The sequence below is a fragment of the Pseudomonas sp. WHRI 8519 genome (genome assembly GCF_040224055.2).
GTDB classification, from domain to species: domain Bacteria; phylum Pseudomonadota; class Gammaproteobacteria; order Pseudomonadales; family Pseudomonadaceae; genus Aquipseudomonas; species Aquipseudomonas putida_X.
In genome coordinates this window covers 2,812,663-2,834,324 of sequence record NZ_CP167996.1, presented here as the reverse complement: position 1 = coordinate 2,834,324, position 21,662 = coordinate 2,812,663, and the positions used below count along the sequence as shown (strand labels likewise).

22 protein-coding genes and 2 pseudogenes are annotated in these 21,662 nt (G+C 52.5%); 11 read left to right on the top strand and 13 right to left on the bottom strand.

From position 1 onward, the window contains the following. Positions 1 to 798, top strand: coding sequence for a hypothetical protein (locus ABRP30_RS12990; RefSeq protein ID WP_349975397.1), 798 nt, complete (start codon positions 1 to 3; stop codon positions 796 to 798). 118 nt (positions 799 to 916) lie between these two features. Here the strand turns inward: ABRP30_RS12990 and ABRP30_RS12985 are convergent, their stop codons facing one another. The 3 genes from ABRP30_RS12985 to ABRP30_RS12975 all read right to left on the bottom strand — a co-directional run bounded on the left by ABRP30_RS12985 (position 917) and on the right by ABRP30_RS12975 (position 3,143). Continuing rightward, complete coding sequence (locus ABRP30_RS12985; RefSeq protein WP_349975398.1) at positions 917 to 1,288, bottom strand: histone-like nucleoid-structuring protein, MvaT/MvaU family; 372 nt, start codon at positions 1,286 to 1,288, stop codon at positions 917 to 919. Positions 1,289 to 1,468: 180 nt separating this feature from the next. Then, the gene (locus ABRP30_RS12980) at positions 1,469 to 2,473 is read right to left on the bottom strand and encodes a hypothetical protein (protein WP_349975399.1); all 1,005 of its coding nucleotides are present in this window, start codon (positions 2,471 to 2,473) and stop codon (positions 1,469 to 1,471) included. Continuing rightward, on the bottom strand, positions 2,466 to 3,143 hold the full coding sequence (locus ABRP30_RS12975) for a TauD/TfdA family dioxygenase (RefSeq protein ID WP_349975400.1): 678 nt from the start codon (positions 3,141 to 3,143) through the stop codon (positions 2,466 to 2,468). Before ABRP30_RS12975 ends, ABRP30_RS12980 begins: the two co-directional genes overlap by 8 nt. A gap of 236 nt (positions 3,144 to 3,379) precedes the next feature. Between ABRP30_RS12975 and ABRP30_RS12970 the strand changes: the two genes are divergently transcribed. The 5 genes and pseudogenes from ABRP30_RS12970 to ABRP30_RS12950 all read left to right on the top strand — a co-directional run bounded on the left by ABRP30_RS12970 (position 3,380) and on the right by ABRP30_RS12950 (position 7,910). Then, positions 3,380 to 4,012, top strand: coding sequence for a hypothetical protein (locus ABRP30_RS12970; protein WP_349975401.1), 633 nt, complete (start codon positions 3,380 to 3,382; stop codon positions 4,010 to 4,012). A 331-nt stretch (positions 4,013 to 4,343) separates the two neighbouring features. After that, positions 4,344 to 5,024, top strand: a complete 681-nt coding sequence (locus ABRP30_RS12965; RefSeq protein ID WP_349975403.1) for a histidine phosphatase family protein — start codon at positions 4,344 to 4,346, stop codon at positions 5,022 to 5,024. Between the two features lie 4 nt (positions 5,025 to 5,028). Then, a complete protein-coding gene (locus ABRP30_RS12960) occupies positions 5,029 to 5,223 on the top strand; it encodes a hypothetical protein (protein ID WP_349975404.1) in 195 nt (64 codons plus the stop codon). 72 nt (positions 5,224 to 5,295) lie between these two features. Next, positions 5,296 to 5,592, top strand: a pseudogene (locus ABRP30_RS12955) (hypothetical protein); the annotation flags it as partial. Between the two features lie 821 nt (positions 5,593 to 6,413). After that, positions 6,414 to 7,910, top strand: a complete 1,497-nt coding sequence (locus tag ABRP30_RS12950) for a Shedu immune nuclease family protein (protein WP_349975406.1) — start codon at positions 6,414 to 6,416, stop codon at positions 7,908 to 7,910. 252 nt (positions 7,911 to 8,162) lie between these two features. Here the strand turns inward: ABRP30_RS12950 and ABRP30_RS12945 are convergent, their stop codons facing one another. Next, a complete protein-coding gene (locus ABRP30_RS12945) occupies positions 8,163 to 8,810 on the bottom strand; it encodes a hypothetical protein (protein ID WP_349975407.1) in 648 nt (215 codons plus the stop codon). Between the two features lie 474 nt (positions 8,811 to 9,284). On the opposite strand from ABRP30_RS12945, the gene ABRP30_RS12940 reads away from it, so the two are divergent. The 3 genes and pseudogenes from ABRP30_RS12940 (at position 9,285) to ABRP30_RS12930 (ending at position 11,597) form a co-directional block, all read left to right on the top strand. Next, positions 9,285 to 9,866, top strand: coding sequence for a hypothetical protein (locus tag ABRP30_RS12940; protein ID WP_349975408.1), 582 nt, complete (start codon positions 9,285 to 9,287; stop codon positions 9,864 to 9,866). Between the two features lie 350 nt (positions 9,867 to 10,216). Further along, positions 10,217 to 10,345, top strand: a pseudogene (locus ABRP30_RS12935) (IS5/IS1182 family transposase); the annotation flags it as partial. A 178-nt stretch (positions 10,346 to 10,523) separates the two neighbouring features. Continuing rightward, positions 10,524 to 11,597: an SMEK domain-containing protein gene (locus ABRP30_RS12930; RefSeq protein ID WP_349975409.1), complete on the top strand. Its 1,074-nt coding sequence runs from the start codon at positions 10,524 to 10,526 to the stop codon at positions 11,595 to 11,597. Positions 11,598 to 11,900: 303 nt separating this feature from the next. Here the strand turns inward: ABRP30_RS12930 and ABRP30_RS12925 are convergent, their stop codons facing one another. The 4 genes from ABRP30_RS12925 to ABRP30_RS12910 form a co-directional block, all read right to left on the bottom strand. Next, positions 11,901 to 12,941 (bottom strand): hypothetical protein, encoded by a 1,041-nt coding sequence (locus ABRP30_RS12925; protein WP_349975410.1) that lies wholly within the window; start codon positions 12,939 to 12,941, stop codon positions 11,901 to 11,903. A 125-nt stretch (positions 12,942 to 13,066) separates the two neighbouring features. Next, the gene (locus ABRP30_RS12920) at positions 13,067 to 13,747 is read right to left on the bottom strand and encodes a hypothetical protein (protein WP_349975411.1); all 681 of its coding nucleotides are present in this window, start codon (positions 13,745 to 13,747) and stop codon (positions 13,067 to 13,069) included. After that, positions 13,740 to 14,693: a hypothetical protein gene (locus tag ABRP30_RS12915; protein ID WP_349975412.1), complete on the bottom strand. Its 954-nt coding sequence runs from the start codon at positions 14,691 to 14,693 to the stop codon at positions 13,740 to 13,742. The genes ABRP30_RS12920 and ABRP30_RS12915 overlap by 8 nt, the downstream gene beginning before the upstream one ends. 14 nt (positions 14,694 to 14,707) lie before the next feature. Next, complete coding sequence (locus ABRP30_RS12910) at positions 14,708 to 15,103, bottom strand: hypothetical protein (RefSeq protein WP_349975413.1); 396 nt, start codon at positions 15,101 to 15,103, stop codon at positions 14,708 to 14,710. Between the two features lie 300 nt (positions 15,104 to 15,403). Between ABRP30_RS12910 and ABRP30_RS12905 the strand changes: the two genes are divergently transcribed. Next, positions 15,404 to 16,099 (top strand): DUF4145 domain-containing protein, encoded by a 696-nt coding sequence (locus ABRP30_RS12905; RefSeq protein WP_349975414.1) that lies wholly within the window; start codon positions 15,404 to 15,406, stop codon positions 16,097 to 16,099. A 37-nt stretch (positions 16,100 to 16,136) separates the two neighbouring features. On the opposite strand, the gene ABRP30_RS12900 is transcribed toward ABRP30_RS12905, so the two are convergent. The 5 genes from ABRP30_RS12900 to ABRP30_RS12880 form a co-directional block, all read right to left on the bottom strand. Continuing rightward, a complete protein-coding gene (locus ABRP30_RS12900; protein ID WP_349975415.1) occupies positions 16,137 to 17,933 on the bottom strand; it encodes a DUF4209 domain-containing protein in 1,797 nt (598 codons plus the stop codon). A gap of 1,115 nt (positions 17,934 to 19,048) precedes the next feature. Continuing rightward, on the bottom strand, positions 19,049 to 19,603 hold the full coding sequence (locus ABRP30_RS12895) for a hypothetical protein (protein ID WP_349975416.1): 555 nt from the start codon (positions 19,601 to 19,603) through the stop codon (positions 19,049 to 19,051). Between the two features lie 102 nt (positions 19,604 to 19,705). Then, entirely contained in the window at positions 19,706 to 20,098 is a 393-nt protein-coding gene (locus ABRP30_RS12890) for a hypothetical protein (RefSeq protein WP_349975417.1), read from the bottom strand. A gap of 53 nt (positions 20,099 to 20,151) precedes the next feature. Beyond that, positions 20,152 to 20,430, bottom strand: coding sequence for a hypothetical protein (locus ABRP30_RS12885; RefSeq protein WP_349975418.1), 279 nt, complete (start codon positions 20,428 to 20,430; stop codon positions 20,152 to 20,154). Positions 20,431 to 20,631: 201 nt separating this feature from the next. Continuing rightward, positions 20,632 to 20,916: a hypothetical protein gene (locus tag ABRP30_RS12880; RefSeq protein ID WP_372490487.1), complete on the bottom strand. Its 285-nt coding sequence runs from the start codon at positions 20,914 to 20,916 to the stop codon at positions 20,632 to 20,634. A gap of 248 nt (positions 20,917 to 21,164) precedes the next feature. On the opposite strand from ABRP30_RS12880, the gene ABRP30_RS12875 reads away from it, so the two are divergent. Continuing rightward, the gene (locus ABRP30_RS12875; RefSeq protein WP_349975420.1) at positions 21,165 to 21,620 is read left to right on the top strand and encodes a helix-turn-helix transcriptional regulator; all 456 of its coding nucleotides are present in this window, start codon (positions 21,165 to 21,167) and stop codon (positions 21,618 to 21,620) included. Positions 21,621 to 21,662: the final 42 nt, after the last annotated feature.

Below are 21,662 nucleotides of genomic sequence, written 5' to 3'. Positions count from 1 at the left end.
ATGACACACTTTAGTTTCAAGAGCCAAGCCGAGATTGAAGCGTTCGAAGCTAGGTACAGTGACGAATGCCATGGGATGAAAACGCACAAGCCGGGCACGCTTCGCCTCCTGAAGGAGTTTTCAGCTCGTGCTGCAACTGAGTTCAATAGTCGCCAAGCCGGAAACCTTGAAAGTCCGAACGACTTGTGGGTTGAACTTTACGAGCACAATAAAAATAAACAATCAGGGGTAACTGGAAGGCTTCTCCGAAAGTACCTTCGAGACTTTCTCGAAGCGGAGCAAGGTCGTAAGTGCTGCTACTGTCAGCGCCCCCTGGTTAATATTTCTCACGCCAAACCAATTGAGCATATTTTACCTAGACAGCCATTCGTGCAACACTCTTTCCATCTGTGGAATCTGGCGGTTGCTTGTTTTGATTGCAATCACGCAAAGAGTAATGAATGCTGGGTTGACCCAGCTTTAGCAGCAGTGGCAGCCTACCCAAAGCCTCAAGACTTTGTTGATTCTTACCACCCGCGCTTTCACGTGTACGACGAACATGTAAAATTTGTACGGGTGCAGACAAATACTGTCAACATATCGCTGTATATAGGACTGACCCTTCAAGGCAAAAATTTGTGTAAAAGCTTGCTAAAAAATGTTTCTGCGAAAGATATTTTACTGAGTAGCAATCTGCTCTTAAAGCAAAGCATCCAAAAACTTCACGACCACATGCCAAGCCTTGACGGTAGAGCGGCTACAGCAGTTGATGAGTTCAATGAGGCCCTGGCAGGTATGACGCTAAAGTTGATCCGCTGATCGATTAACACAAGAGTGAAAGTGTGTTTGGATTCGCACTTCATACTGCCGCTGCTGAGCAACCACCTCAAAACTTCGAGGGAAGTAGTTATCACCACTTCCCTCGGGGCGCTGCCTGTCAGCCTTGAACAGAAACCCAAGACTCAACAACGTCTGCACCAAATTCAGCCCTCCACTGCATCAGGAGCTTGTGGTTACCACCCTTGGTTTCGATGATTTCGCCGTTGTTTGGGTTTTTGTAAACCTTCACATCACGGGCTTTACGGGTGGTTTTCAGTGGTGTTGCTACTGATGTACGGCGGCTCGCCTCAGGATCGAGGATATTGATTACGTCACGCAGGCTGAAGCCATATTTAGCCAACAACTCACGGAGTTTGGTTTCAAATTCCATTTCTTTTTGAAGCTCGGAGCTTCCTTTCAACTCTTCCAATTCGGCGAGCTGAGCGGCTAGAGCTTGCTCCAGTTTTCGAAATTCGGCCAAACGCGACATTTAATTCTCCCTTCGGTAGTGAATCTACTGTGTAAGGTGCCATTCTAAGCGACACTGACGAGTACGTCCCTATCGCTGCCGGTCTTGGGTAGCCGCCGTCCCTTCATTGCTCTCGCGCCAATGACTTAATGGCCCTGGGAGCCTTGAGCTCTCCACCTTCTTCATGAGTAGTCTAGGGCCCTAGTCGTTTCCATAGTCTGGCTCGTACTCAATCTCTCGCTCATCCTGCTCTACGTATTCTTCATCGAAGCCTGCCGCCTTCATAGCCTCAGACCCCTCCAGGTGCAAATCACACGTTGGGCAGTAGAACTCGACAGGTGTGGAGTACCGCTCAACCGTTTCGTATCCACTTTCATGATCCTGCTCGATCACTTCCTCGTGGATGCGATCCCCCCCTAGGAAGGATTTGCTTTCACATGCAGGGCACGGGACGTCCCAGTGACTATCCAAGTGGTACCTGAAGGCACCTCGATAAGTCCACCATTCCAAGCTCTGGGAATGCTCTCGCAGTTCCTTGATCTCTCTAAGGGAGCGCCTTTTCGGCTTCTGCTGTGATGATCCAGGCACTTCATCAGGTTTTTCGAAGGTTGCTCGGGCGTTTGCGATGCTTTGTTTAGCTGCCTGCACCTTGATCGTGTGGAAGTCCTTGGCAAGGGCTGCAGGGATTTTTGACTCACTGCCCACCCAATCCTCCAACTCCAGCCCCATGGATGCGAGGATGAGTTCCGAGGTTGTCCAGAACTCCCCCTCCCAGTCGCTATCCACAACGCCGGCGTATGCTGCCTGCCCTGAATGGAGTTCGGCATTTCTACGTGAGGAGATCAATTCGCATGACTTAGCATGCGGTGTACCGAATTTTGCCACTGTGTGCTTCAGTCGTGCGAAAACCACGTGAGCACCAATGGTCTTCACCTTGGTGTCAGTTTCGATACCGCAAGCCTCCAAAAGGCTATTTGGATTGTCGGTTTCCACGACCAGACAAGGATGAATCGCCGCAAGCTGAGCTTTACCCAGGAGCTCAAGGGCCAGAGCTGCCCAGATCTGATAGACCTCCGAGTCCTTTGAGGCCTTGGCCTGCAATGCTCGCGAGGCGTATAGCCGGGACTTCCCTAGCAGTGCCTCCGCGGAGATTGCTGATGGCACTTCTTTGCGCGGCTTCTTGGCGGTACTTTTTGTATTAGCCATGATTGCTACCATCCATCACAGTGACTCTAAGCAGTTTCCGCTCAGCGCTTCGCATTGCAGCTCCGCGGCGATGCAGGAAGCGCCAGTTATCAAGCAGCAAGAATTTCCCGGCCTGCCAAGTGATTGCCTGTTCGACAGCGGGCTCAAAAAGATCAATCGCGCGCATGATTTCCTGGGCGCCGGCATCCACTGGCGCCATGCAGCCAGGGTCGAACCTATAGTAACGGTCAGAACTTCCTCGAGCCGCAGCGTAAAAGCTGTTGCCGCCATTGGTAATCCTGAAGAGCGACGACCGAGCACCGTCTGCATTCAATGGATCGAATGTGCTCCCCTCGCAGAAGAGCGTTTGAGCAGCGCTAGGGGTGGACACCAGGCAGCCCATAACGAGGTACCGGGGCGGCGTACTCCAGTGGGCCCCGTCGGTGTGCCACGGGAATGCGCTCAAGCCATAACGGGCGCTGAGAGAGCGGGGATTCGCAGATGGCGTGTCAGTCGGGATCAGTACGTCAATCAAAGCCCCCCCATGGCGCGTTGCCCTGGGCTGTCCAAGAGAAAAAGCGATCTCGAGCGCAGCTTGCTGAATTACCAAAGCGCTAGCGTCCGGCAACTGGAGTCTTGCCCATCCATTAGAGTGCAAATCTGATAGCGCATTCTTGATCAGGTGTGGCATTAAAGCGCTCCTTCGCTGTTGTGCTGGACTTCACTCTTCGTAGTGACAGCGTAGTCGCCCTTCGTAAACTTTGGCGCACCTAGCTTAGGTTTTACACATGGACACTGTCGCGGCCGATCGGACAAATACCCCATTCAAGGCCCGAGCACGCTGTACTTCTTTCTGTACGTTGATTCCGATCGGCAATGTAGTGCAAGCTCTAGGCCGAATAACTAGGGCGTCGGATTGGTAGAAGAATGAGTCGTAACGAACAGAGAAATGTACCCACTCACGTCCGTGACCAGGCCAGGACGCTTGCCCAGCATGAGATGGGTCATTACGTCGTGTCAAAACTGATGGGCTTCGTCACCGGCGATGTCAATATTGAAGTCCATTATAAGGGCCATCTTGGCGCTGCAACGATCCACCTTGCACAACCGCTGCGAGGCGTGGACGCGGTAAGCTCTTACTTAGAGCGGCGCGTACTTGTTCTCTATGCCGGAGCTATGGCTGAAACCCTCCCTCCATCCCATATTCCCAAGACCGGCGTCGATAATGAAAAGGCCGTGGCAATCATTCGCGGGGCACAGGGCGCCGAGCAAGACCATGCGAAGGCCCGTGAAGCCATTCACTTGTTGCGCAACATCCTGCATCCAGAAACGCACGACAGGGGTGAAGTCCAGGATCAGCTAGACAAGCTCGACGAGAAGCTTTGGAAGCGTGCGGTCGAGTTGGTTGAACAGTTTGAAAAAACTATTGTTGGCGTTGCAGGCGCGCTTACCCAAAAGCTAAAGGTAGGAGACAGACGCGATACCTATCTGGCAACGCTGACAGAAAGCCAGCTCGCCGAGATTCCTGCAATCGCTCAGCTGCCTTTGCTTACCCCTTGACTAAGCCCACCAACAAGAGCGTCTCTGTGACCTCTTTCCTCAATTTCATAGCAGGCAGGCTAACCTCCCGCGCTCTTCCACCTAGTGATTGCCGAGCTGGCACCGATCGCTTTTCTGTGCTCGTCAAAAGCAAAGAGCATGGCTTGCTCAACTGGAGAATTAAGTGGCGCGGCTGACATTTACGATCAGCGGAGCTAATCTCGCGCAACCTGAGAAAGCTGCCATGCACCTTAAGGAATTCTCGATGAATGACCGCCACCCCTACTCCGATCTCTGTCTAGTCCTTGTCAATGTCGCTGGCGTCGAGCGACGCTAATCCTTAGGTAGGTCGATGAAAAGCATACGATTGGTTCGGCACGGTGAGAGCGCAGCAAATGCTGGGGCCGCTTCTCATGACCATGCAAGCATTCCTCTGACAGAGAAAGGACTACAGCAGGCTCAGCGGGTCGCGAATTCCATCACACAGCGGCCGAGCTTGATCGTCGCGTCGCCCTTTTCGCGGGCGCAAGCAACCGCGGCTAAAAGCACATCGTTGTTCCCTTTAGTTCCCGTCGAAATCTGGCCCATCGAAGAATTCACCTACCTGGAGCCTTCTAAGTGCGCGAACACCACGGTGATAGAACGCAAGGCATGGGTCGACCGTTACTGGGCTAACGCGGATCCGGCCTATGTCGACGGATTTGGTGCAGAGTCGTTTCTAGAATTTGTCGGTCGCGCTCGATCGCTCCTGGATCAGCTAGCTGCGAACCCGGCAGAGGACATTCTGATTTTCTCTCACGGTCAGTTTCTTAACCTAGTGGCTTGGCTCATAGAGCGAGAGCCAGCCCAGATTGATTGCCAGGCGATGATCGAGTGGCGCAGGTACGAGATCGATCACCATGTCCCAAATGGCTGTGGGTACATGATTTCGCGCGGTCATGGTGACTCACTCTGGGTGCTGGGTGATTCAATCGACTTGGACGGTTCCGTTAGGCCAGTGGTCTCGCCAGCTCCATCTCACCAGCCCGGGTAACAATATGACCCTGTCGCATGCAGTCCTGGCGCTCCTGTTAGCGGAGCGCATCCACGGAACCGACGCGGCCATCCGTAAAGCCGCGAAAAACATTGTCAAAAAGCTGCCCCGTAGCAAGCGTGATGTCATCTGGGACATCATTGATAGCCAGAGCCCTCGAGAAATCGTGTGGCACATCGCCGAGAATCTCGACAGCTAACTGTCCTGCAGGCACATAGCAGCAGAACTGGCTCTTAGCCCTTGCTTCACCTGCACATAAGGAAGCGATGATTTGTCCAAGCCTCCCCTTACACCTCGCGAGGTTTACCAGGTGCTCCGAGATCTCGCCATTGGTGTTCGCACAATGCGTCGGCTTGGCGAACACTCCTGGGTAAAGATTTATTGCGGCCTCATGACCGTAGAGACGGACGGCTGGGTGCTCACCTTCTACAACGACTGCGACACCCTCGATTACTGTGATAGCTGCTATGCGCCGGATGGCCGGGCTTACATTTTCGACTCAAGCCAGTTCTACGGCACCGATCCTGTCGAGCTAATGAGCACATGGGAACTTCAGAAGCTGGAAAAACGCTCGCCGAGACTTAATTGCCGGCGCCCGCAGGTGACTCCTGAAGCCAACACTCCCTCCATCCTCCGCTTGCCTAGCGGTGCTGTGCACGATCATCATTGAGCATCCACTAGCCATGGTATCGATGGAGTGCCCATGAGAGCTAACGATGTCTGCGAATGCAGCCCCGACTACGTGGCTAATGGTCAATGTTTGGCGTGCGCCAACACGAAGGTGAGAGATCTCAGTAAAGAGAGAGCCTTGAAGAGCAATCTCAGTCGACGAATTCCGACTTGGGAAGAATGTCTCGCATTCGATGGGGCACACTGCAGGCAGCTGTACGCCATGGTTGGTGCTCTCTGGAGATGCCCGAGTTGCAATCGCTCAAGATTCGAGCTGCTTCGCTGGACGATGCTCTACCCGAAAAGGCCAAACAGACATGAAGGGTGGGCAGTAGGCCTTCATACCCACCATGACCACGGAACGGATCGGTCATCAAGCCAGCTCGCACCTGGCGCCCTTCGACGAGTCAGTAGTTTTACGCCGACAGTCATCTGTGAGCAATGTAATAGCGCCGATGGCACCGTCAAAAAACGCCTGTGCCTCCCGACAAATTTCACTTTCGCACCATGGGAAATCGGTCAATTTGTGCGGGCGACTCCCCATGGTAAGCACCTGATCAGTTACGACATAGCGCAGGCAATCTTTAACCAGGTCACGACTCGTACCCCATTATTCTTCTGGTGAAATTTTGCTTGCTGAGTAGGTAATCAACAGTCTCGCGGATGGCCTTCGGACACCCCTGCAAGGCGGAAAACAGTTTAGATCAGGGATGAACCCAAATGCCCTCCATGCGCCCCTCACAGTACGCCATGCAGCAGCGTATCGACGATGGCCCCTTCCTACGCTTCGAGCATGAAGACATCGATGCCGATGCACAGGGGCAAACGCCCTCACTGCCAGAAACTGAAAGCGATTTTGAGCTTGAACTCGAACCCGAAATATCTGGCGTAACACGCGTTTACTACAGCGACGTGGCCCTCCCCGATGACTCGCCTGGCTGGCATTTGATTTTGAGGGTCACCTCAGACGATCTGACGATTTACCCTATTTACCCTAGGTCGGAGCATCCCAAATACTCAGAGCCCAAGTACGACACGATCACGTCCATCATGATCACCCGCCCTGTCTACCAGCCCTACGCACACCCAACAGATAAGTACGAAGTCGACGAAGTCCTGAGTTACCTTCCTGAAGGGTTTTCAAAGGATTGGCGCTACGGCCTCGGGTTCCACTACGAATATCGCTTCATCGCTAATGCAGTGGCAAAGATCGAGGGGGTCGAAACCATCATGATGCATGGCGGGGAAGGCCGCCATGACACCCAAATTGAAGGCTGCTTCTATCTACTTGGTGTCGCCCAGTTTCAGCATTTGAGAAGGCAGCTCGATCGCCTTACGAAGCGCCATCAGCGAGAAACGGCTGACGATAAAAAACTGGTCTGCTATGCCGGCCTACTTCATAAGGCATCACCTCAGCTCTATCCATCGCGGGCAAGAAAGTTACCTCCGGATATCTTGGCTGATCTGGTTGCCCTGGGGTCGGGGCCCACTCGCCTGTCTGCTAAAGATCAGAAACTGGTGACGACCCTTGCGCAGCAGAGCGTCCCGGCACTCGCGAAATCGACACCTCGTACGCTATTCAGCCTTAAGGCAGAGATTGAGCTAGTCACTCTCGGCCAGCTCATTGAGGTCTATCGGAAAATGATGGACAGCAACGCCAACGAGGACAGATGGCAGCGTTTCCTTAGCGAAAACCCTTTCGTACTCGACATGGCATTCGGCTATCCCGTCAAGATGATCGCAGACCGGCCTTATGTAGGTGGGAAGGACATCAACGGAGCTGGCGGGCAGTTTTCTGACTTCCTTATGGCCGCAAAAGCTACCGGCAACCTGGCTCTGATTGAGATCAAACACCCGCAGCAAGATGTGCTAGGAAGAGCCTACCGGCAGACCTATACTCCGTCTCACGAATTGAGCGGCTCAGTCGCTCAGGTCATCAGCCAGCGCAGCGTTCTGCAGAGGAACATCTACGGGTTAACCTGTGATCTGGACGATCGAGTCCATGCCCATGCGGTGGCAGCCATAATCATAATTGGTCGCACGCCAACTGAGGTCGGCAAGCAGCGTGCCTTCGAGCAATATCGCAACAGCCTAAAGGACGTGCTGGTGGTGACATTTGACGAGCTTCAAGGCCGTCTTGAAAGCATCCTCCATGCTTTGAAACCTAAACCGCCAGCTGAGCCAGTGTCATTCGAAGGAGAAGAAATTCCATTCTAGAGAGCACCCAAACTCGGTTGAGAGCGACTATCTTAGCGCCCGGAGCACGTGCTAGCGTTACAGTGGTTCAAAACCCAGCATCCAGTCTGCGCATAAACAAACGAGGCTGGCGGTCGGGAATTATCCGACTTCAACGCCAGCTGCCCCATCTCCGGCCAGGTAGTTGAATATCCGCTCAGTCCACAGCATGGGTATTGTGTGGTGAGGCTCGCTTGAAAGGTTCCAGCCTCTGACTATCGTAAGTCTTGAATATCAGGTCACATCCAGTGTCACTGGGTAACCATCGAACGAAACCCAAGTTCTATCCCGCGTAAAATTGAGTCTGGCGGTGACCTCTGAGCCGACAATGTGACCTGATTTTTCAAGGCCTTCTTCGATCACAGGGGCAAGCTCGAGGAATTGTCGCTCAAGAGACTCAATTTTTCTCCGTTCACGGTCTGATGCTGTCACTCCTTCTATCGAAACTCCGTTACCGGCATAACCACCACCCAAGGGAAACAAGAACGTGCCGTCTGAGAGGGGGGTGATGACGTTGATATCGGCATTTCTTAATTTTCGGCGGTCTTCGTCTGTGATTTTTTGAGCCAGGGTAAATTCACCTTTAAGCTTCGCGCCGTCAGTTAACTGCGGCCAGTTAGCATGTAGCGTTTCGATAACCGAGCTGTCACTCCAAGCCCCATGTTTGTACACACCGATTGCATAAAATGTGTCCTGGGTAGGGTAGCCGAAGAGGACTGGCCCTGTCCTCTCGACAAATTTGGTATTTTTGGGATGCCCACCAAGCCCCAAATGCAGGTGATATACGCCCCAATCCAGCAGTAATGGATCCCTCGCCATCACCTTCTCAATCTGAAGGCTGAGATGAGGTGACAGGTCAGCACCTGCTTCGATTTTACCCATGAGGGTTGTCCATCCTGGATGCAGGTCTTGCGGGCACTCGAATGAATTTGCAAGCACTACCCTACGACGCCGAGGCTCAATCCGTCGTTTTCCGGCATGATGAAACAAGACGCAGATGTCTTTCTCTGGAATCTGGGTTAGATCCATTGACCAGTCCTGCTCCATGATCCTCTTTAGTTCTGCTGTCCAATCCGCTACGAAATCCGCGTTTATTACCATTGGGGTTGCTCCATCGTGAAGTCATCTGATGTGTTGATTTGTTTCCGTGATTTGGCATGTTTGAGCGTTGTCTTCCAGAACCTCCTAGTCCTGATAAGCCTCTGGTGGTCGCACGCCACCCGTTCTAGCCAGTTCGCCTGCTTCAATGGCTAAGCACGCATCCCAGCTGCCGCGGGAAGGGACGACCTTGAAGGCCCATTGCCTTATCGCTGAACGTTATACTGCGCCACACCCAACTGAACGACGAGGGAACACATGGAAGCAGTAGGATCGTCTCGGGCATCGATGGAAGCGGAAACGCGAGCCATCCTGACCCGACTTGAAGCTACCCAAAATGATGCTGAGTTGCTTCAGCACCTGGGAGGCATTGGTAAAGAAGAGCACGCACTGATGGGCGAGCTCGTCCAGACCTACTGCCAGGCTGACGCTTTGTGCCGAGGTCTGGTAGCTATTTTGAAACATAAGCGGGAAGGCGTTCCCAGCGATTTTGCCTACGAACAGAATGATACAGATGTGTTGATCCACCTGAGAAAGGAAGCAAACAACACCATCCTCAGTATCGACACCGCTGGCGTGATCCAAGCGGTCGACACGTTCGAAATGCATCGCGTTTTCAGGCACACCTTCTCCCACTGGGTTGTTAAAAAGTATCTGCACGGTGATTACCTGGTGGCCTTCACCAAGAACAAGAAAGAGGGCGAAAAACGCGATGGTGTCGTGATGACTGGAGGAAAAGCTAAACTGATGGTTTTCCCAATCGTGCTCCTAGTGAACGAGCTGGAGAAACTCAAATCGAACTGCAGTTTCCTGGCGGAGCTTCATCTATACATGGAGTAAGGCCGTTCCTACCAAGTCCAAGCTTGGGCAACCTCGGATCAGGGCGTCAAAAAACGTCCTGATAGCCTACTCTGTGCTCAGCAAACCAATGAGCTCCTGACGACGGACGGATATGAGATTAGGAATTTCAACGCCAGAGCTTGTGACCCCATGCAGTCGCCCATTTAAATAGACGCTTTGCTTTCAAAATTGAAGGAGATCGCCCCCCCCGAACGGGCGATTACAAATCACAGCCACGCCCTTAGGTAAGTCTCGATCTGCTACACCCCGGTCGTCCAAGGCGTAGCTGATCTGGAGGAAGTCGAACTGTTCTGGCTGGCCAAGAAAAGACATATGCACTCGCAATTCTTGGCTGGACTGTTCCTCGCTTTCGCGGCTTGGCCAAGAACACGGCGCAACTGACCACGCTATTTGCGCTGTCGAATCTGTGGATGGTGCGCCGGCAATTATTGCCTGCTGCGGGAGAGGTGCGCCCGTGAGGGCAGAAAACCAAGGCTGTGCCTTGGTTATCCAATAATCAGCGGCTGAAAATCGGGTTTTCGGCATCCCCAAGCCGTCCATTTCCGGCTGATGGGCAACTTGCTCGGAGTTTCCCTAGTGGCAGCTTGCCAAATGGGATAGGATTAGCCATTAATTAAATGAACCATGGTCACAGTAATGATCACAAGCGGCTACCTAATCGGTCAAATCATCGATGAATTCTCCTCCCTTGGAGAGCAGGCAAAGCTGAGGAACAGGCTCGGACTTTCAGATATTTCGGTGTTCAGCGAAAATTTCTTTCGCGACATTCTGAACATTATTGAAGGCTATAAATTAGTCAACACCAACGAAGACCGAGCCAACGAACCTGGTGTTGACCTGGGAGATGAAGTCAAAAAAATTGCTTTCCAGGTCACTACTACGAAATCTAGCGACAAAGTCAAAAACACCTTAAAAAAAATAACAGAGGAGCAACTTAAAAAATATGACAGGTTTGTAGTTCTCATTCTGGGTGACAAGCAGAGTAGTTACGAAGCCGTAACCACCGCCCTGCTCAATCGAGCAGTGAGCGAAATCAGTCCGGACATCAATTTTGATCCAAATAAAGATATTATTGACTTGACTGACCTGGCGAGAAAAGTTATCGGCCTTGATCTTGAGTCAATAAAATCCCTGTACAGGCTAATTCGAGACCAGATGTCGAAGGTCAAAATCGAGTTGCAGGTTCCGGATCAGGATGGTAACTACGAAGTCAACGGATATAAGTTATGGGAAGACCTTCCAAGCCCAAAGCTCGGGAATGGCTATAATTTCGCAGAATGGGAGCACTCTCATTCTAAGCCAACCAAGCCGCCTCAAGACGATGTCGACGCAGCAAAAGAGGCGATCCAGACGCTTTCAAAAAGACTGCATAAACTGCCACGAGTGACGCGTGAATTTTTAGCCGTCCTTTTTGAACGATCTGAGGTTCATAATTACCGTTCGCGCGACCGCCGAAGCTTATTCCTTCCTACGGTAGAAAAAACCTATCCCGACGCGAGATCTGAAATAGAGTTACTCGTTACCGAGAATCTTGTTCAGATCAACAGAGACCCGGTGGATTACGATGATCATGGGTTGATTCCACCTGAAATTGATCTGTGCATGTGCGTGGGGCATGAGGGGATAAAGTTATCGCTCTATGATTTTGTGACAGAGAAGAATTTATCCTTTAGGCATGTACTCGTAGAATTGGATTTTTCTCAGTTCTAGATCAAAGGCGGCGCACAACAAACGCGCCGCCGCACCTCAACAACAAATGGGTGTGGCCTGTATGATTATCAACGGTGATGCACGCTCACTGCGCAACAAGAGCCTTGGCGCCTGGGCGAAGCTGGAAGTGCATTGGAGGCTGGCGGCCTATCAGGCATTCATTTCCCCGATGACAAGCACGGAATCGCCATACACGCGGATTTCATCGATTAAGTGGTCAATAAGTACACAAGCGCATGGTGCAGTTACGCCTACGTTACGCCTACATGCCGAGAAAAGCTCACCCTTGCGGCTTCCACACAATTAATCCCCCTCGATCTCGATAAAGCCGCTTGGAATCAATTCATAACCTTGCAATCCATTGTAGGTGCCGAGAGAGTCATTGACAACGAAGCTTTGCCCCATAAAAAAACCTGGGGCAATTGAGTTTCGCACGCATGCCGCGAAAATATTTAGTGCATGAACCAAGTTGCGATGAAGATAAAATAGATCCATTCTCCAACTCTGACTTGCCTCATCCATTTGCCTGTAAACACTTGGCGTGCGGTCTATCCTTTTCCAGCTTCTATCTTGACTCCACATGCCATTAAAGAAGGATGAATGCTCTGAATGCGTGAAATGATTGACTAAGGCATCTATCCTTACTGCCAGGCCATGAATAGCGGCTTCCAATTCCGGATCCAATCCAGGCATGTTTGTTCGAAAAACAATAGCCGTGAACTCACCAAAGCTATTTACAAGCCTTTCTGGAATACCTCCAGCAATCAGGTTGTCACTTATGTTTAACCAATACACCAGCTCGAGCTTTTGAGTGGCCTGGGCAATCAAGTGATTGTAGATAACATGTCCAGCATTATGGACGAGCACCAGGGTTCCCACCACATCGGCAATCACGTCATTTCGCTGAGAAAAAAGCCTTTCCTCTAACTGGGCTGATAGCAAAACTTCCGCACTCGATAGTCCGTGCTCAATTTTTAATGCCGAAACCGCTTGGTAGATATGTGGTGATGCGCCTTGAAATTTGTCATTAATTACGAAACAAAACTCTCGCACTGGAGAAATGGTTTCCCAATACGATTTAAGTGTTCCGAAATCCTTCTTGAGCTTGGCTATTGCGGCCTCGGTGTTAGCGGGGAGATCTTCAGGGGCATAGCATTGAAAATATCTTCCACTCGCAGAAATCCAGCCATCATTTCCACGATCGCCTATATTTCCATGTGGCTTTACAGGTTTAAAGCCAGGCTCGCAGTGCATCATTATACGAACAAATAAATCTTCGTACTTTTGACCGTTGGCCTCATGCACTGCAAGCTTGAATTTCGTCCTTAGTACACCAACATCCACTTCAGCACCTCATTTATTATTACAGACACTCAAAAGCCTCCCCAGGTTCAGCTAAACAACGCTCAAAAATCTTTGAACACTGGATGAACACAGCACATTCTCGATTATCCATCATGGTTATCCAGTTACGAATAGCACATGATCAGCGCGGCCGGGGCTGGAGCACCTCTGAGCTTTATGATTTCCTCGACAACCCAAGCGCCAACCGGCCACACTACTTGGAGCACCAGGAGAATCGTGAATGCGAGGAAGGCACGAAGCAGGTACTCATGGGTCATCTTGATACCGGTCACCTTCTCGTTGACCAGTGCGTAGTTATGTAAAACGGCGTGAGCGAGCTGTTTGGCTAAGCCCGCTTTAGGCAAACTCTCTTTCCAGGTAAGGGCTAGCTCACCTGGGCCAAGCTGAGCGAACCCAGCGACTTTGAGCGTTCTGAACGCCCAAGCCCCTGCGCGCAGCAGGAAGGCGACGGCCAGTCCGAATAAGAGAAGGCTAATGCAGCCTAGCCACTTACTCGACTTGTCGCTCCATAGGGTTGGCAGCAGTGAGACAAGTACGGGAATCAGCGCCGTGATCGCGGCCAGGTAAATACCCGCTTTCGCGTCTGCTCCTCTGCGACGGTCAACCTCCGCATCGAAAATACGCCGCGACTCGTCCAGCACCACGTCGCTGTCTGTCGACCAATTCCCGTCTCGAACAGATTCAACAATCCCCTGCCTCCATTCCGCTTCGTCTGTCTGCTCAGTAGGTGACAGTGGTACTAGGGTCGGCCACACCCAGTGGAGCCAGTCTTTAAGCTTAAGCAAGGACGTTCACCGTCAGCTCGTCCACGATTGCGGCAGCAATAGGATAGCCTGTTAGGTTCTCGATCCAGGCCCACTGCCCGTTCGGGTTGATCTCCAAGAACCACAATTTGCCGGATCTATCGCACACCAGATCGATAGCGCCGTAGCGGAGGCCTAGACGCTGCACGAGCTTCACGCACTGACGTTGAACGTGACGCTCGAGAACAATTTTCTCGTGTCGAAGATCAGGACGACTACCCTTGCGCCAGTCGGTTTCTGTTTCCTCGTTATCTTGCGACCAGATCGCCGTAGCAAACACCCGCTCGCCCACGACGGTCACTCGGACGTCGTATTGCTTCAATATCTCAGACTGCACAATGAATGGGGTCAGCCGAATCGCTTCCGCCTGTTCATCCTCAATCTCAGCGAGCCGAGAGGTGAAGATCACGCGTTCCGTCTCGCCCGCTAACACTGCTTGCCGAAGGGGCTTACCAATCGCCGTGCCGAGCGCATTGATAGCTTGAGCACATGCAATGTCATTCGTGACAAATGCCTGAGGTACTTCAAAGCCGATCTCCTGCGCGAGGAGGAGCTGCATCGGCTTGTCTTCAGCCAAGAAGATCTTTGTAGGTGAATTCAGCCACCGCCCCTCCAATCGGGAGTAGAGGCTTTTGAGAAAGCTGCTCCACTCCGCCTCGATGTACGCCCTCTCGCCAGGATCCGTTACAACGTCCGGCACAACAGGAGCTCCCGGTCTACGGAAATAGGCTGCAGTTATCTGCGAGCCACGGACAACCACTCCGTCCATTGAGATCGACCAAGCGTCCCTGGGAAATCCTGCCATCGAGCACAACGCTTCGGGCAATTGCTCGGTGTTTAGGCGGACAAAAGGCTGGCCGCGCCGGCGGAGCTCAGCAACTACGTAGTCCATCGTGATATCGCGACGATTTGTCACCAACAACAGCATGAGATGCTTCCAGATCAGTCTGAGTAATAACGGGTGTCCAAGCCAAAGGTAGGATCACCATTATCATCACGTTCCAGCTCGACACTGGTCTTCGTGATCAGCTCAAGGATGTGGTTGGCATTGCATCGATCGTCGCGCTCAGTGATCGCATCGGTTTTGGTCACGAGCTGCAGAAGGTGGTTGCTCGAGTCGAATTGGTGCAGGTGGCTGGACTCATTCGATTGACCTCGATAAGGACTGGGATCGTCATCATCGCTTTCGACCTTCTGGTAGGTCTTGGTCAACAGCTCTATCTGCCAGGATGCCTCGTCATCTTGCTCTGCGTTGACCTTAGTCTTGGTCATCAACTCATTTAACGCCCCGTCAGCGATGACTGGAACTACTCCATCAGGAGCCTTGACGGCCCACATCTGGAGCTCCGGGGAGTAGAAGCCCGGGATACTGTCCTCTCCTGTTCTAGGCGTCGCAAATCTAGATAGAAAGGGCGACGTTTTTTGCAGAGCTCCCAAGCTGGCGTCTCCTGTGCCGGCGAGTCGCGAAAGGCGACAATGCCTGGACAATACCATTTCGCCAGCATTACGGTAAACGACTACGGGCAGCGTGGAGAATTCAAACGCAATGCTCTATCAGGTGGAGCCGCTACGCCTACATACCTAGCCCTCCTGAAGAAGGCAGGCTATGTTTGAGCACCCCCCTAGGCAATGGGCACGATGAAGACATCGACCAAATACACCCTGCATGCCAGTGAAGGCCATGAGCTCGAACTGCCCTGCGGCAAATGTTGTTCAAAGACGTTCCACCGCGTGGTTTGCTCAGCTTGTGTCGAGTCCTCTCGTGAAGACCAGCACAATTTCCATGAGTGGTGGGTCGACAATCAGATTGTCCAATGCCAAGGCTGCAAAACGTTTTCGTTTCGCATGGCCTCTGGCGATTCAGAAGACGGCGATTATGATGACGATGGACAGCTGCAGCCGTCTGTCATAGAAAACCTCTACCCGCCGCGGATGGAGGGGGTAGGCAAGCTTGGACTTGACCTCTGGTGGCTTCCCCCTCCTCTCAAAGCTATCTATGACGAATCTCTGAAAGCACTTTCTGGGGGGCTGCCTGTACTAGCCGCGATTGGGATGCGTGCCCTCCTGGAAGGCGTATGCAAGGAGAAGCAAGCCGAGGGGAAAAACCTCTACCTTCAAATTGAAGACTTGGCGTCCCGAGGAATTCTGAACCCTCAAAACGCGAAAATCCTGCACAAGGTGAGAGCGCTGGGAAACGAGGCTGCACACGAGTTGACGGCACAAAAGGCTTCGCAGCTAGGCTTGGCCATGAACATTCTTGAGCATCTCCTTAGAGACGTTTACATCAATCCGCGACTGTACGAGCAGGAGTTCCCCACGCCTCCTGCTACGTGACCGCAGCCTCATGCCTCGGCTGAGGTGCCAACCCGAGCTAAACCCTCGGCACCGATGCCCAGAATGGCCCTGAGATATATTTGAGCATGAACCACCAAGCGTAGACGATTGATTCTGAGTAGATCTGGTCGTCATCAAGCAGCCCATGCGCAAACGTATTTCTGAGATTTGGGCCATATGGGCTGCAGAACACCGCTCGGACTTCGAAAGCTACGTCATCGCCAAGCAGCTCTGCTACCCCTTTGACGTCCATGAGGGTGCTCAATCCATTTTCGGTAACGATACCATCAGCATTGGTCGTCGAAGTGTTGAGACCTGCCTCCTTCATTCTGTGTCGAATGATCGCCTCCATCTGCGGAATGAGGAAATGAGCTGCCATACCAAAATCCCCTACGAACCCCCAGTACAACCCCTTCCCGATCATCTGCGCTCGATTAGGAGGTACGAGTGACGACGCCTTGGCTAGCTGAACCATGTCGCGCTCTTTGATGCAATGTGCTTCCGAGATGGTCGCGAGCGCCGGCAAAACGCCTCCCCTCACCGTAAGCTTGATGGTGTGCAAGTGTTCGCTGACCATCTTGGCTTGGACTGTGTACTCGTCTTCTTCAGTCAGTACGGCACTGAAGGACAGTGGAGGTCGCTTAGCAATCACTCTGCCAGTCTCATCGAAGAAGACTGCTCCAGTCAGCGAACTCACTATCCCAGTACGCAGTGACTGCAGGGCTCCCTGCCTGGATTCAGCGGGTGAGCAAAACGGGTACATATTTGCTAAATGATAGAGGGCAGTACCAAACGACTGGTTTTCGATTAAACGCCTGGTACGCTTCACCAGTTTCGTGATGTCTGTCCGAGTTGAGATCAGGCTCATCTGCTCAACCACCCGGGCACCCGCCTCAGCAATTCTCTGCCGCAGTACAGGTAGCATCTTGTCGACATCCAGCTCGGCGCGATAGGCCCCCGGAACAGATCGGTAGGTCTGAAGAGCATTTTCCAGGGCATTTTGCGCCACAATGGGGTGCGTCTGCTCCCCTCTTAGCTCGGCCTCTGACACCCATGTTTCAGCAACGGCCACCGTCATTTTTGCAGCGAGCAAGCCGCGGTCAAGAGAGGCGAAACCTCGGCACGCGGTCTCGAAACAACGACGAGCCCTAAACACATCCTTCTTGCTCACAAAGCGGTGGCCGAGCTCAGCCATCTTTGCGGGTAATTCAGGCACATCGGTATGTTCAAGCTGGTTCTCAATGACCGTCTCGACCAGTCCGACAGCAAATGCCAGCTCCTTCTGAATCGCCTGCTCGATTGCATCCATGAGTGTCTGGGTAAGGGTCGCGAGCCGCCCCTCAGCACCTGGGCCAATCATCTTGGCCAGGGACAACCCCCTCTGGAAGCACTCTCTGCCTTCTTGGTACCAAACATCATCATTCAGTGGCACCGTCGCATACCCGTCTATGGCCGCTCGGGCGTGCCGAATGTGCTTCAGACGAGGAGTAATCCAGCAGAGATCGGAGACCCTCGCCTTCAAGAGACCGTCAGGAAGGCCGTCGACCAAATCCTTTAAGAACAAGTACTCTTCGTCGAGCATGGTGGCCGGAGACATCGAATGCCGGTCACCAATGAGAAGGTAGGGTCTGAAGGGCTCATTTCTATTGGTAGTGTCCAGCATCATCATGCAGAGATCCGCCAACAGCCACCAGACCCTTGCTGCCTGAAACTCCTGAGCCTCCGAGGCGGCCTTTGCCAGTCCTGTCATCGCTACCGACAGGGCTGAGTAGGTTGGCTCAATTTTAGATGTGGCCTGCTCGAAATCGGTTATGCAGAACGCGCCGACATTCAAGGGGGTATCTTCAGGATAACGAGGGCTATGCTCCGGCACGACGTACTCTCAAGAAACGAAAGGAGCGCATGTTTTACGATGAACCAGTCAGAAAAGCCAAGCTTCAGACGACAGCATCGCCACTGTGGAGTGGTACACGGCTTGTGCCGGCGCAAGCGGAGCGCGCAGGCCGGTGCGACCGAAGTGCGTGAGGATGGAAGCCCGGAGGGCCGAGACGCCGTAGGTGGCTCGGTGTACGACAGCTATCCGCGAAGCGGCACGCCTAAAAACGATGAGCTAGCCCAACCCACTGTTTTTGGCTCACTCCCGTCGTCTACTGGACACATCGTACGAACCAACCTGCCAGGCACTTGTTTTCCTGACGCCCCGCGATTCTCGAGAGTGCTCAACGAAATCTAGAACGCAATACTTGCTGCACCATGGCAGTGCTCATCAGCACCATCATATAAGCAATGCATCGAACCTGGCTGCGACCGCTACCTCTTCCCTCCCCCTTCCCCTTGAATGCTAGCACTCACAACCACCTAATATACGCCAATATAAATGCTATCGACCGGAGCATTAACTCAGAAATGCAAGGTCGCCCAAAAAACCGAGCCAACCGCTAAAGTTTTTTTCTGAAACAACCGTTTTATTAATTAATAGAAACATTCGAGGATCACAACGCATGAACACCCCCTTAAATGAATTCCTAAAATTCAAACATCCAAAATGAGAGTTCGACGGTGCATTTTTCTCAAATCCACGCCTACCCGAAGAGGCTTGCAGACTTGACTTTGAAAGCTACCTGGTAATGATCGATCAGAGGTCTGACAACGAGATACTGCTCACGCTTCAAGGCGAATCATTCAGATTCACCTCAAAGCAGGCTAGCGTTCTGGGCATGAAATTACTCGAGATTGCGAGTCCTGAACCCCATTGCGTTGGCGTGACCACCGCCGAGTAATGAGGCCGTTATGAAGGTTTTGTGAAGGCCGGAGATGGGAGGCAAGCGGAGCGCGCAGGCCCTGGGCCGGAGGCGTGCAGGATGGAAGCCCGCAGGGCCGAGTCCCGCACAGCGGGACTCGGTTTACGACAGCCTGGCCGCGCAGCGGCACGCCCAAGCGCATTAGATTTCACTTGTGAAGCTTACTGAATCGCTCGATCACGACACTCGGAGCGACGCTCGGCCAGGCTTCCAAATTCGCTGACTTGCGCCAAAAATCAATAGCGCACCACAGGAAGAACAATCCAGGAATTGCCCCGCCCAACATCGAATAGCTGTGCAGAACGGGTATAGCTCCCGTTTTAGGGTGGTCTGCGAGCACTGGTAAAAGCGCAAGAAGAAACACAGCTACGTAAGCCACGGCAAACCAAATTGCACCGTAAAACATCATGTATACCGGCGTCGCTAACCGAAGTTTCGTCAGACTGCGGATCCGACCACCCTCTTCTTTAAATGCATAGATTGCGCCTGAGTTCTTAAGCTTGTTTCGAGACTTTTTGTACACACAATAAAAATCGTAGTGCTTGCCCGCTTCAATCTCTTCGTAGAGCTTAATCGGAATGTCAGTATTCGGAATGAGAACACCATCAATTTTCATGATGACTCGAACACTTCCTTCTTTATGCTCGAAGACACGGATGTCCTCTAGCTTTCCGGAGACCTTGATGTAATCAGCAATAGCCACGACTTGTAACTCCTGTCATAAGATCTTCCATTACCTGATTTCAGGCAAAGGGAGAGCGTCAGCAGCTTCACCAGGAAGCCGCTTATTTCAAAAAACTATTCTTTAATGCAAGCGGTTGGGGCTAACAAAAAACCCCTTTGATCCCACCGTCAAAAATTCGCGCAGTCCAGCCCGACCGCCGCCCTCCCGGAACGACGCGATTACATAGCGCGAGTTCAGCGTAGTAACGACCCAAAAGCGGCCTTCTTTCTGAATGCTCTGGATATCGGACGTGCGCAGGTAGTGCCCATCAGCAAATCGGCCGATTGGATTGGCTGCATGTACATGCCCGAAGACGACACCCACAGCACTGCAGGCAATGATCTGGGCATTCACAAGAAATGCAGTCACAGGCTTTGTGTACCCCTGCCCCACTGCTCGCGCGATTCGGAGGAGATCAAAGTCGGAGTACCGCCGGCTGTGCAGATCCACTTCGTAAGTGTTGGAGTCGGACATGGAACAAGCTCCTTGCTTAAGAGATGTATGAGGTCGAAAAGGTAAGAGTGAGATCAGCTCGAGGCGCGATATAGCTCTCTCACCTTACTTAGCGAGGCTCGATCAAAATTCGCATCGCAGGAGTCGTTGTAGATATCCCCGCTTTCCACCTCAAGCAAACACACAGGGCAATCATTCCTGTCGAACCCTAGGGACACAGAAGTCAGCCGCTCCATAAGCCAGCGCTCGCTGCCATTCATGCGCCCGGGTGTTACCACCTGGACGTCTTCGACAACGAATTCATCATTCTGGGCCTTGAGCAGTTCATGAAGGCGAGGCTCATCATTCAACATCTCCTCACTCCTGATGAACCTACCTTCGACTAGGCGTCTCACACTCAGGTGGTACCAGTGAGTAGAAAGAGACCTAGAAATCGAGTGCCAATGGGACAGGCCTTCGCCGAACATTTCAGGCACGCCTGCCATTTCATTTAGTTGTGTACGAAACATGGGAATGCCTCAGAAACCAGCTGCACCACGTCAAAGCGATTATGGTTAGACGATAGAAAAGATGGCTTGGATCGACGACAACGTCCGATGCCCAGGGCCCATCAGTACGTAGATCGTATTGCGCGTTGCGAACAGGTAACCGTCCTTGAACGAGGTGCCCATGGAGGAGCGCACCCAGTGACCAGGCTCAAAGCGACGCTGCTCGTCATGCACGACTTTATGGGCAAAAAGGAACATAGGCTCGCAGCCTGCGGCGGTAACCTTCGCCCGCTCGTCATCGGTGACGATGGCATCGAGGATCACCCACTCCTCTACGACACACATAGGCATCCTTTTGTAGTGCTCCCGTGCCGCCTTCAGGACTTCATCAAGGGATAGCTCGGATCCCATGAGCTCAATACCAGAATCACCTAGGAGACCGTCCTTCAGGGAAATGTCCACCAGCTCCTCGTCCTCACTACGCAAATTTCGACAAAATTGGAGGGCCACTAAACGCATACCGCCACCGCCACAATTATATCTTTTTGTGTGGCGGCAGGCAAACGCGGCATACCGTCTCCTTTTGAAGGGATAGTCTTATGTCGCTGCGCAGCTCGTATGCGTCCGTCCTCCAACTGCTACGGACACGTAAGGGGCTTTCCCAAGAAGATCTTGCTCGCTCCGTGACCCAGGCGACTGTCAGCAGCCTAGAACTCGCCAAAAGCTCGGCTACGGTTAACACTAGCTTTCAGCTAGCCAGTGCTCTCCAAATCGAACCGGTTACGCTTTTGGCTCTGGTTGCCGCTGCCTATCAAGAATGCACAGCACGAGAAGCCCTTACAGCAGCAATAGAGGAGATGGAGCGATTAGGGCTGGCGGATACTCCATTGCCTAACGAAATCCAGGAAGTCGTCCCGCAGCGGCTTCTCCAAGCCAGAGAACGATGGGCCGCTGTACAGGAGCTCAAAGCCCGCGGCTACACGCAGTCACAAGCGATCAAAGAATTACAGCTACCTGAGAGCACCCTGAGGCGGCTTTGGAATCAAGAGCGCTGAGTCAACACACCACAATGGAGTCACAACTGTTAGAAGCCTCAT

Excerpts from the sequence above, each read along its gene's own strand:
- ABRP30_RS12950 (WP_349975406.1), top strand. The coding sequence starts at position 6,414 with ATGCCCTCCATGCGCCCCTCACAGTACGCCATGCAGCAGCGTATCGAC.
- ABRP30_RS12980 (WP_349975399.1), bottom strand. The coding sequence starts at position 2,473 with ATGGCTAATACAAAAAGTACCGCCAAGAAGCCGCGCAAAGAAGTGCCA.
- ABRP30_RS12910 (WP_349975413.1), bottom strand. The coding sequence starts at position 15,103 with ATGTGGGCCGTCAAGGCTCCTGATGGAGTAGTTCCAGTCATCGCTGAC.
- ABRP30_RS12960 (WP_349975404.1), top strand. The coding sequence starts at position 5,029 with ATGACCCTGTCGCATGCAGTCCTGGCGCTCCTGTTAGCGGAGCGCATC.
- ABRP30_RS12915 (WP_349975412.1), bottom strand. The coding sequence starts at position 14,693 with ATGCTGTTGTTGGTGACAAATCGTCGCGATATCACGATGGACTACGTA.
- ABRP30_RS12885 (WP_349975418.1), bottom strand. The coding sequence starts at position 20,430 with ATGTTGAATGATGAGCCTCGCCTTCATGAACTGCTCAAGGCCCAGAAT.
- ABRP30_RS12940 (WP_349975408.1), top strand. The coding sequence starts at position 9,285 with ATGGAAGCAGTAGGATCGTCTCGGGCATCGATGGAAGCGGAAACGCGA.
- ABRP30_RS12975 (WP_349975400.1), bottom strand. The coding sequence starts at position 3,143 with ATGCCACACCTGATCAAGAATGCGCTATCAGATTTGCACTCTAATGGA.
- ABRP30_RS12945 (WP_349975407.1), bottom strand. The coding sequence starts at position 8,810 with ATGGGTAAAATCGAAGCAGGTGCTGACCTGTCACCTCATCTCAGCCTT.
- ABRP30_RS12890 (WP_349975417.1), bottom strand. The coding sequence starts at position 20,098 with ATGTCCGACTCCAACACTTACGAAGTGGATCTGCACAGCCGGCGGTAC.
- ABRP30_RS12970 (WP_349975401.1), top strand. The coding sequence starts at position 3,380 with ATGAGTCGTAACGAACAGAGAAATGTACCCACTCACGTCCGTGACCAG.
- ABRP30_RS12990 (WP_349975397.1), top strand. The coding sequence starts at position 1 with ATGACACACTTTAGTTTCAAGAGCCAAGCCGAGATTGAAGCGTTCGAA.
- ABRP30_RS12930 (WP_349975409.1), top strand. The coding sequence starts at position 10,524 with ATGATCACAAGCGGCTACCTAATCGGTCAAATCATCGATGAATTCTCC.
- ABRP30_RS12985 (WP_349975398.1), bottom strand. The coding sequence starts at position 1,288 with ATGTCGCGTTTGGCCGAATTTCGAAAACTGGAGCAAGCTCTAGCCGCT.
- ABRP30_RS12880 (WP_372490487.1), bottom strand. The coding sequence starts at position 20,916 with ATGCCTATGTGTGTCGTAGAGGAGTGGGTGATCCTCGATGCCATCGTC.
- ABRP30_RS12905 (WP_349975414.1), top strand. The coding sequence starts at position 15,404 with ATGAAGACATCGACCAAATACACCCTGCATGCCAGTGAAGGCCATGAG.
- ABRP30_RS12875 (WP_349975420.1), top strand. The coding sequence starts at position 21,165 with ATGTCGCTGCGCAGCTCGTATGCGTCCGTCCTCCAACTGCTACGGACA.
- ABRP30_RS12965 (WP_349975403.1), top strand. The coding sequence starts at position 4,344 with ATGAAAAGCATACGATTGGTTCGGCACGGTGAGAGCGCAGCAAATGCT.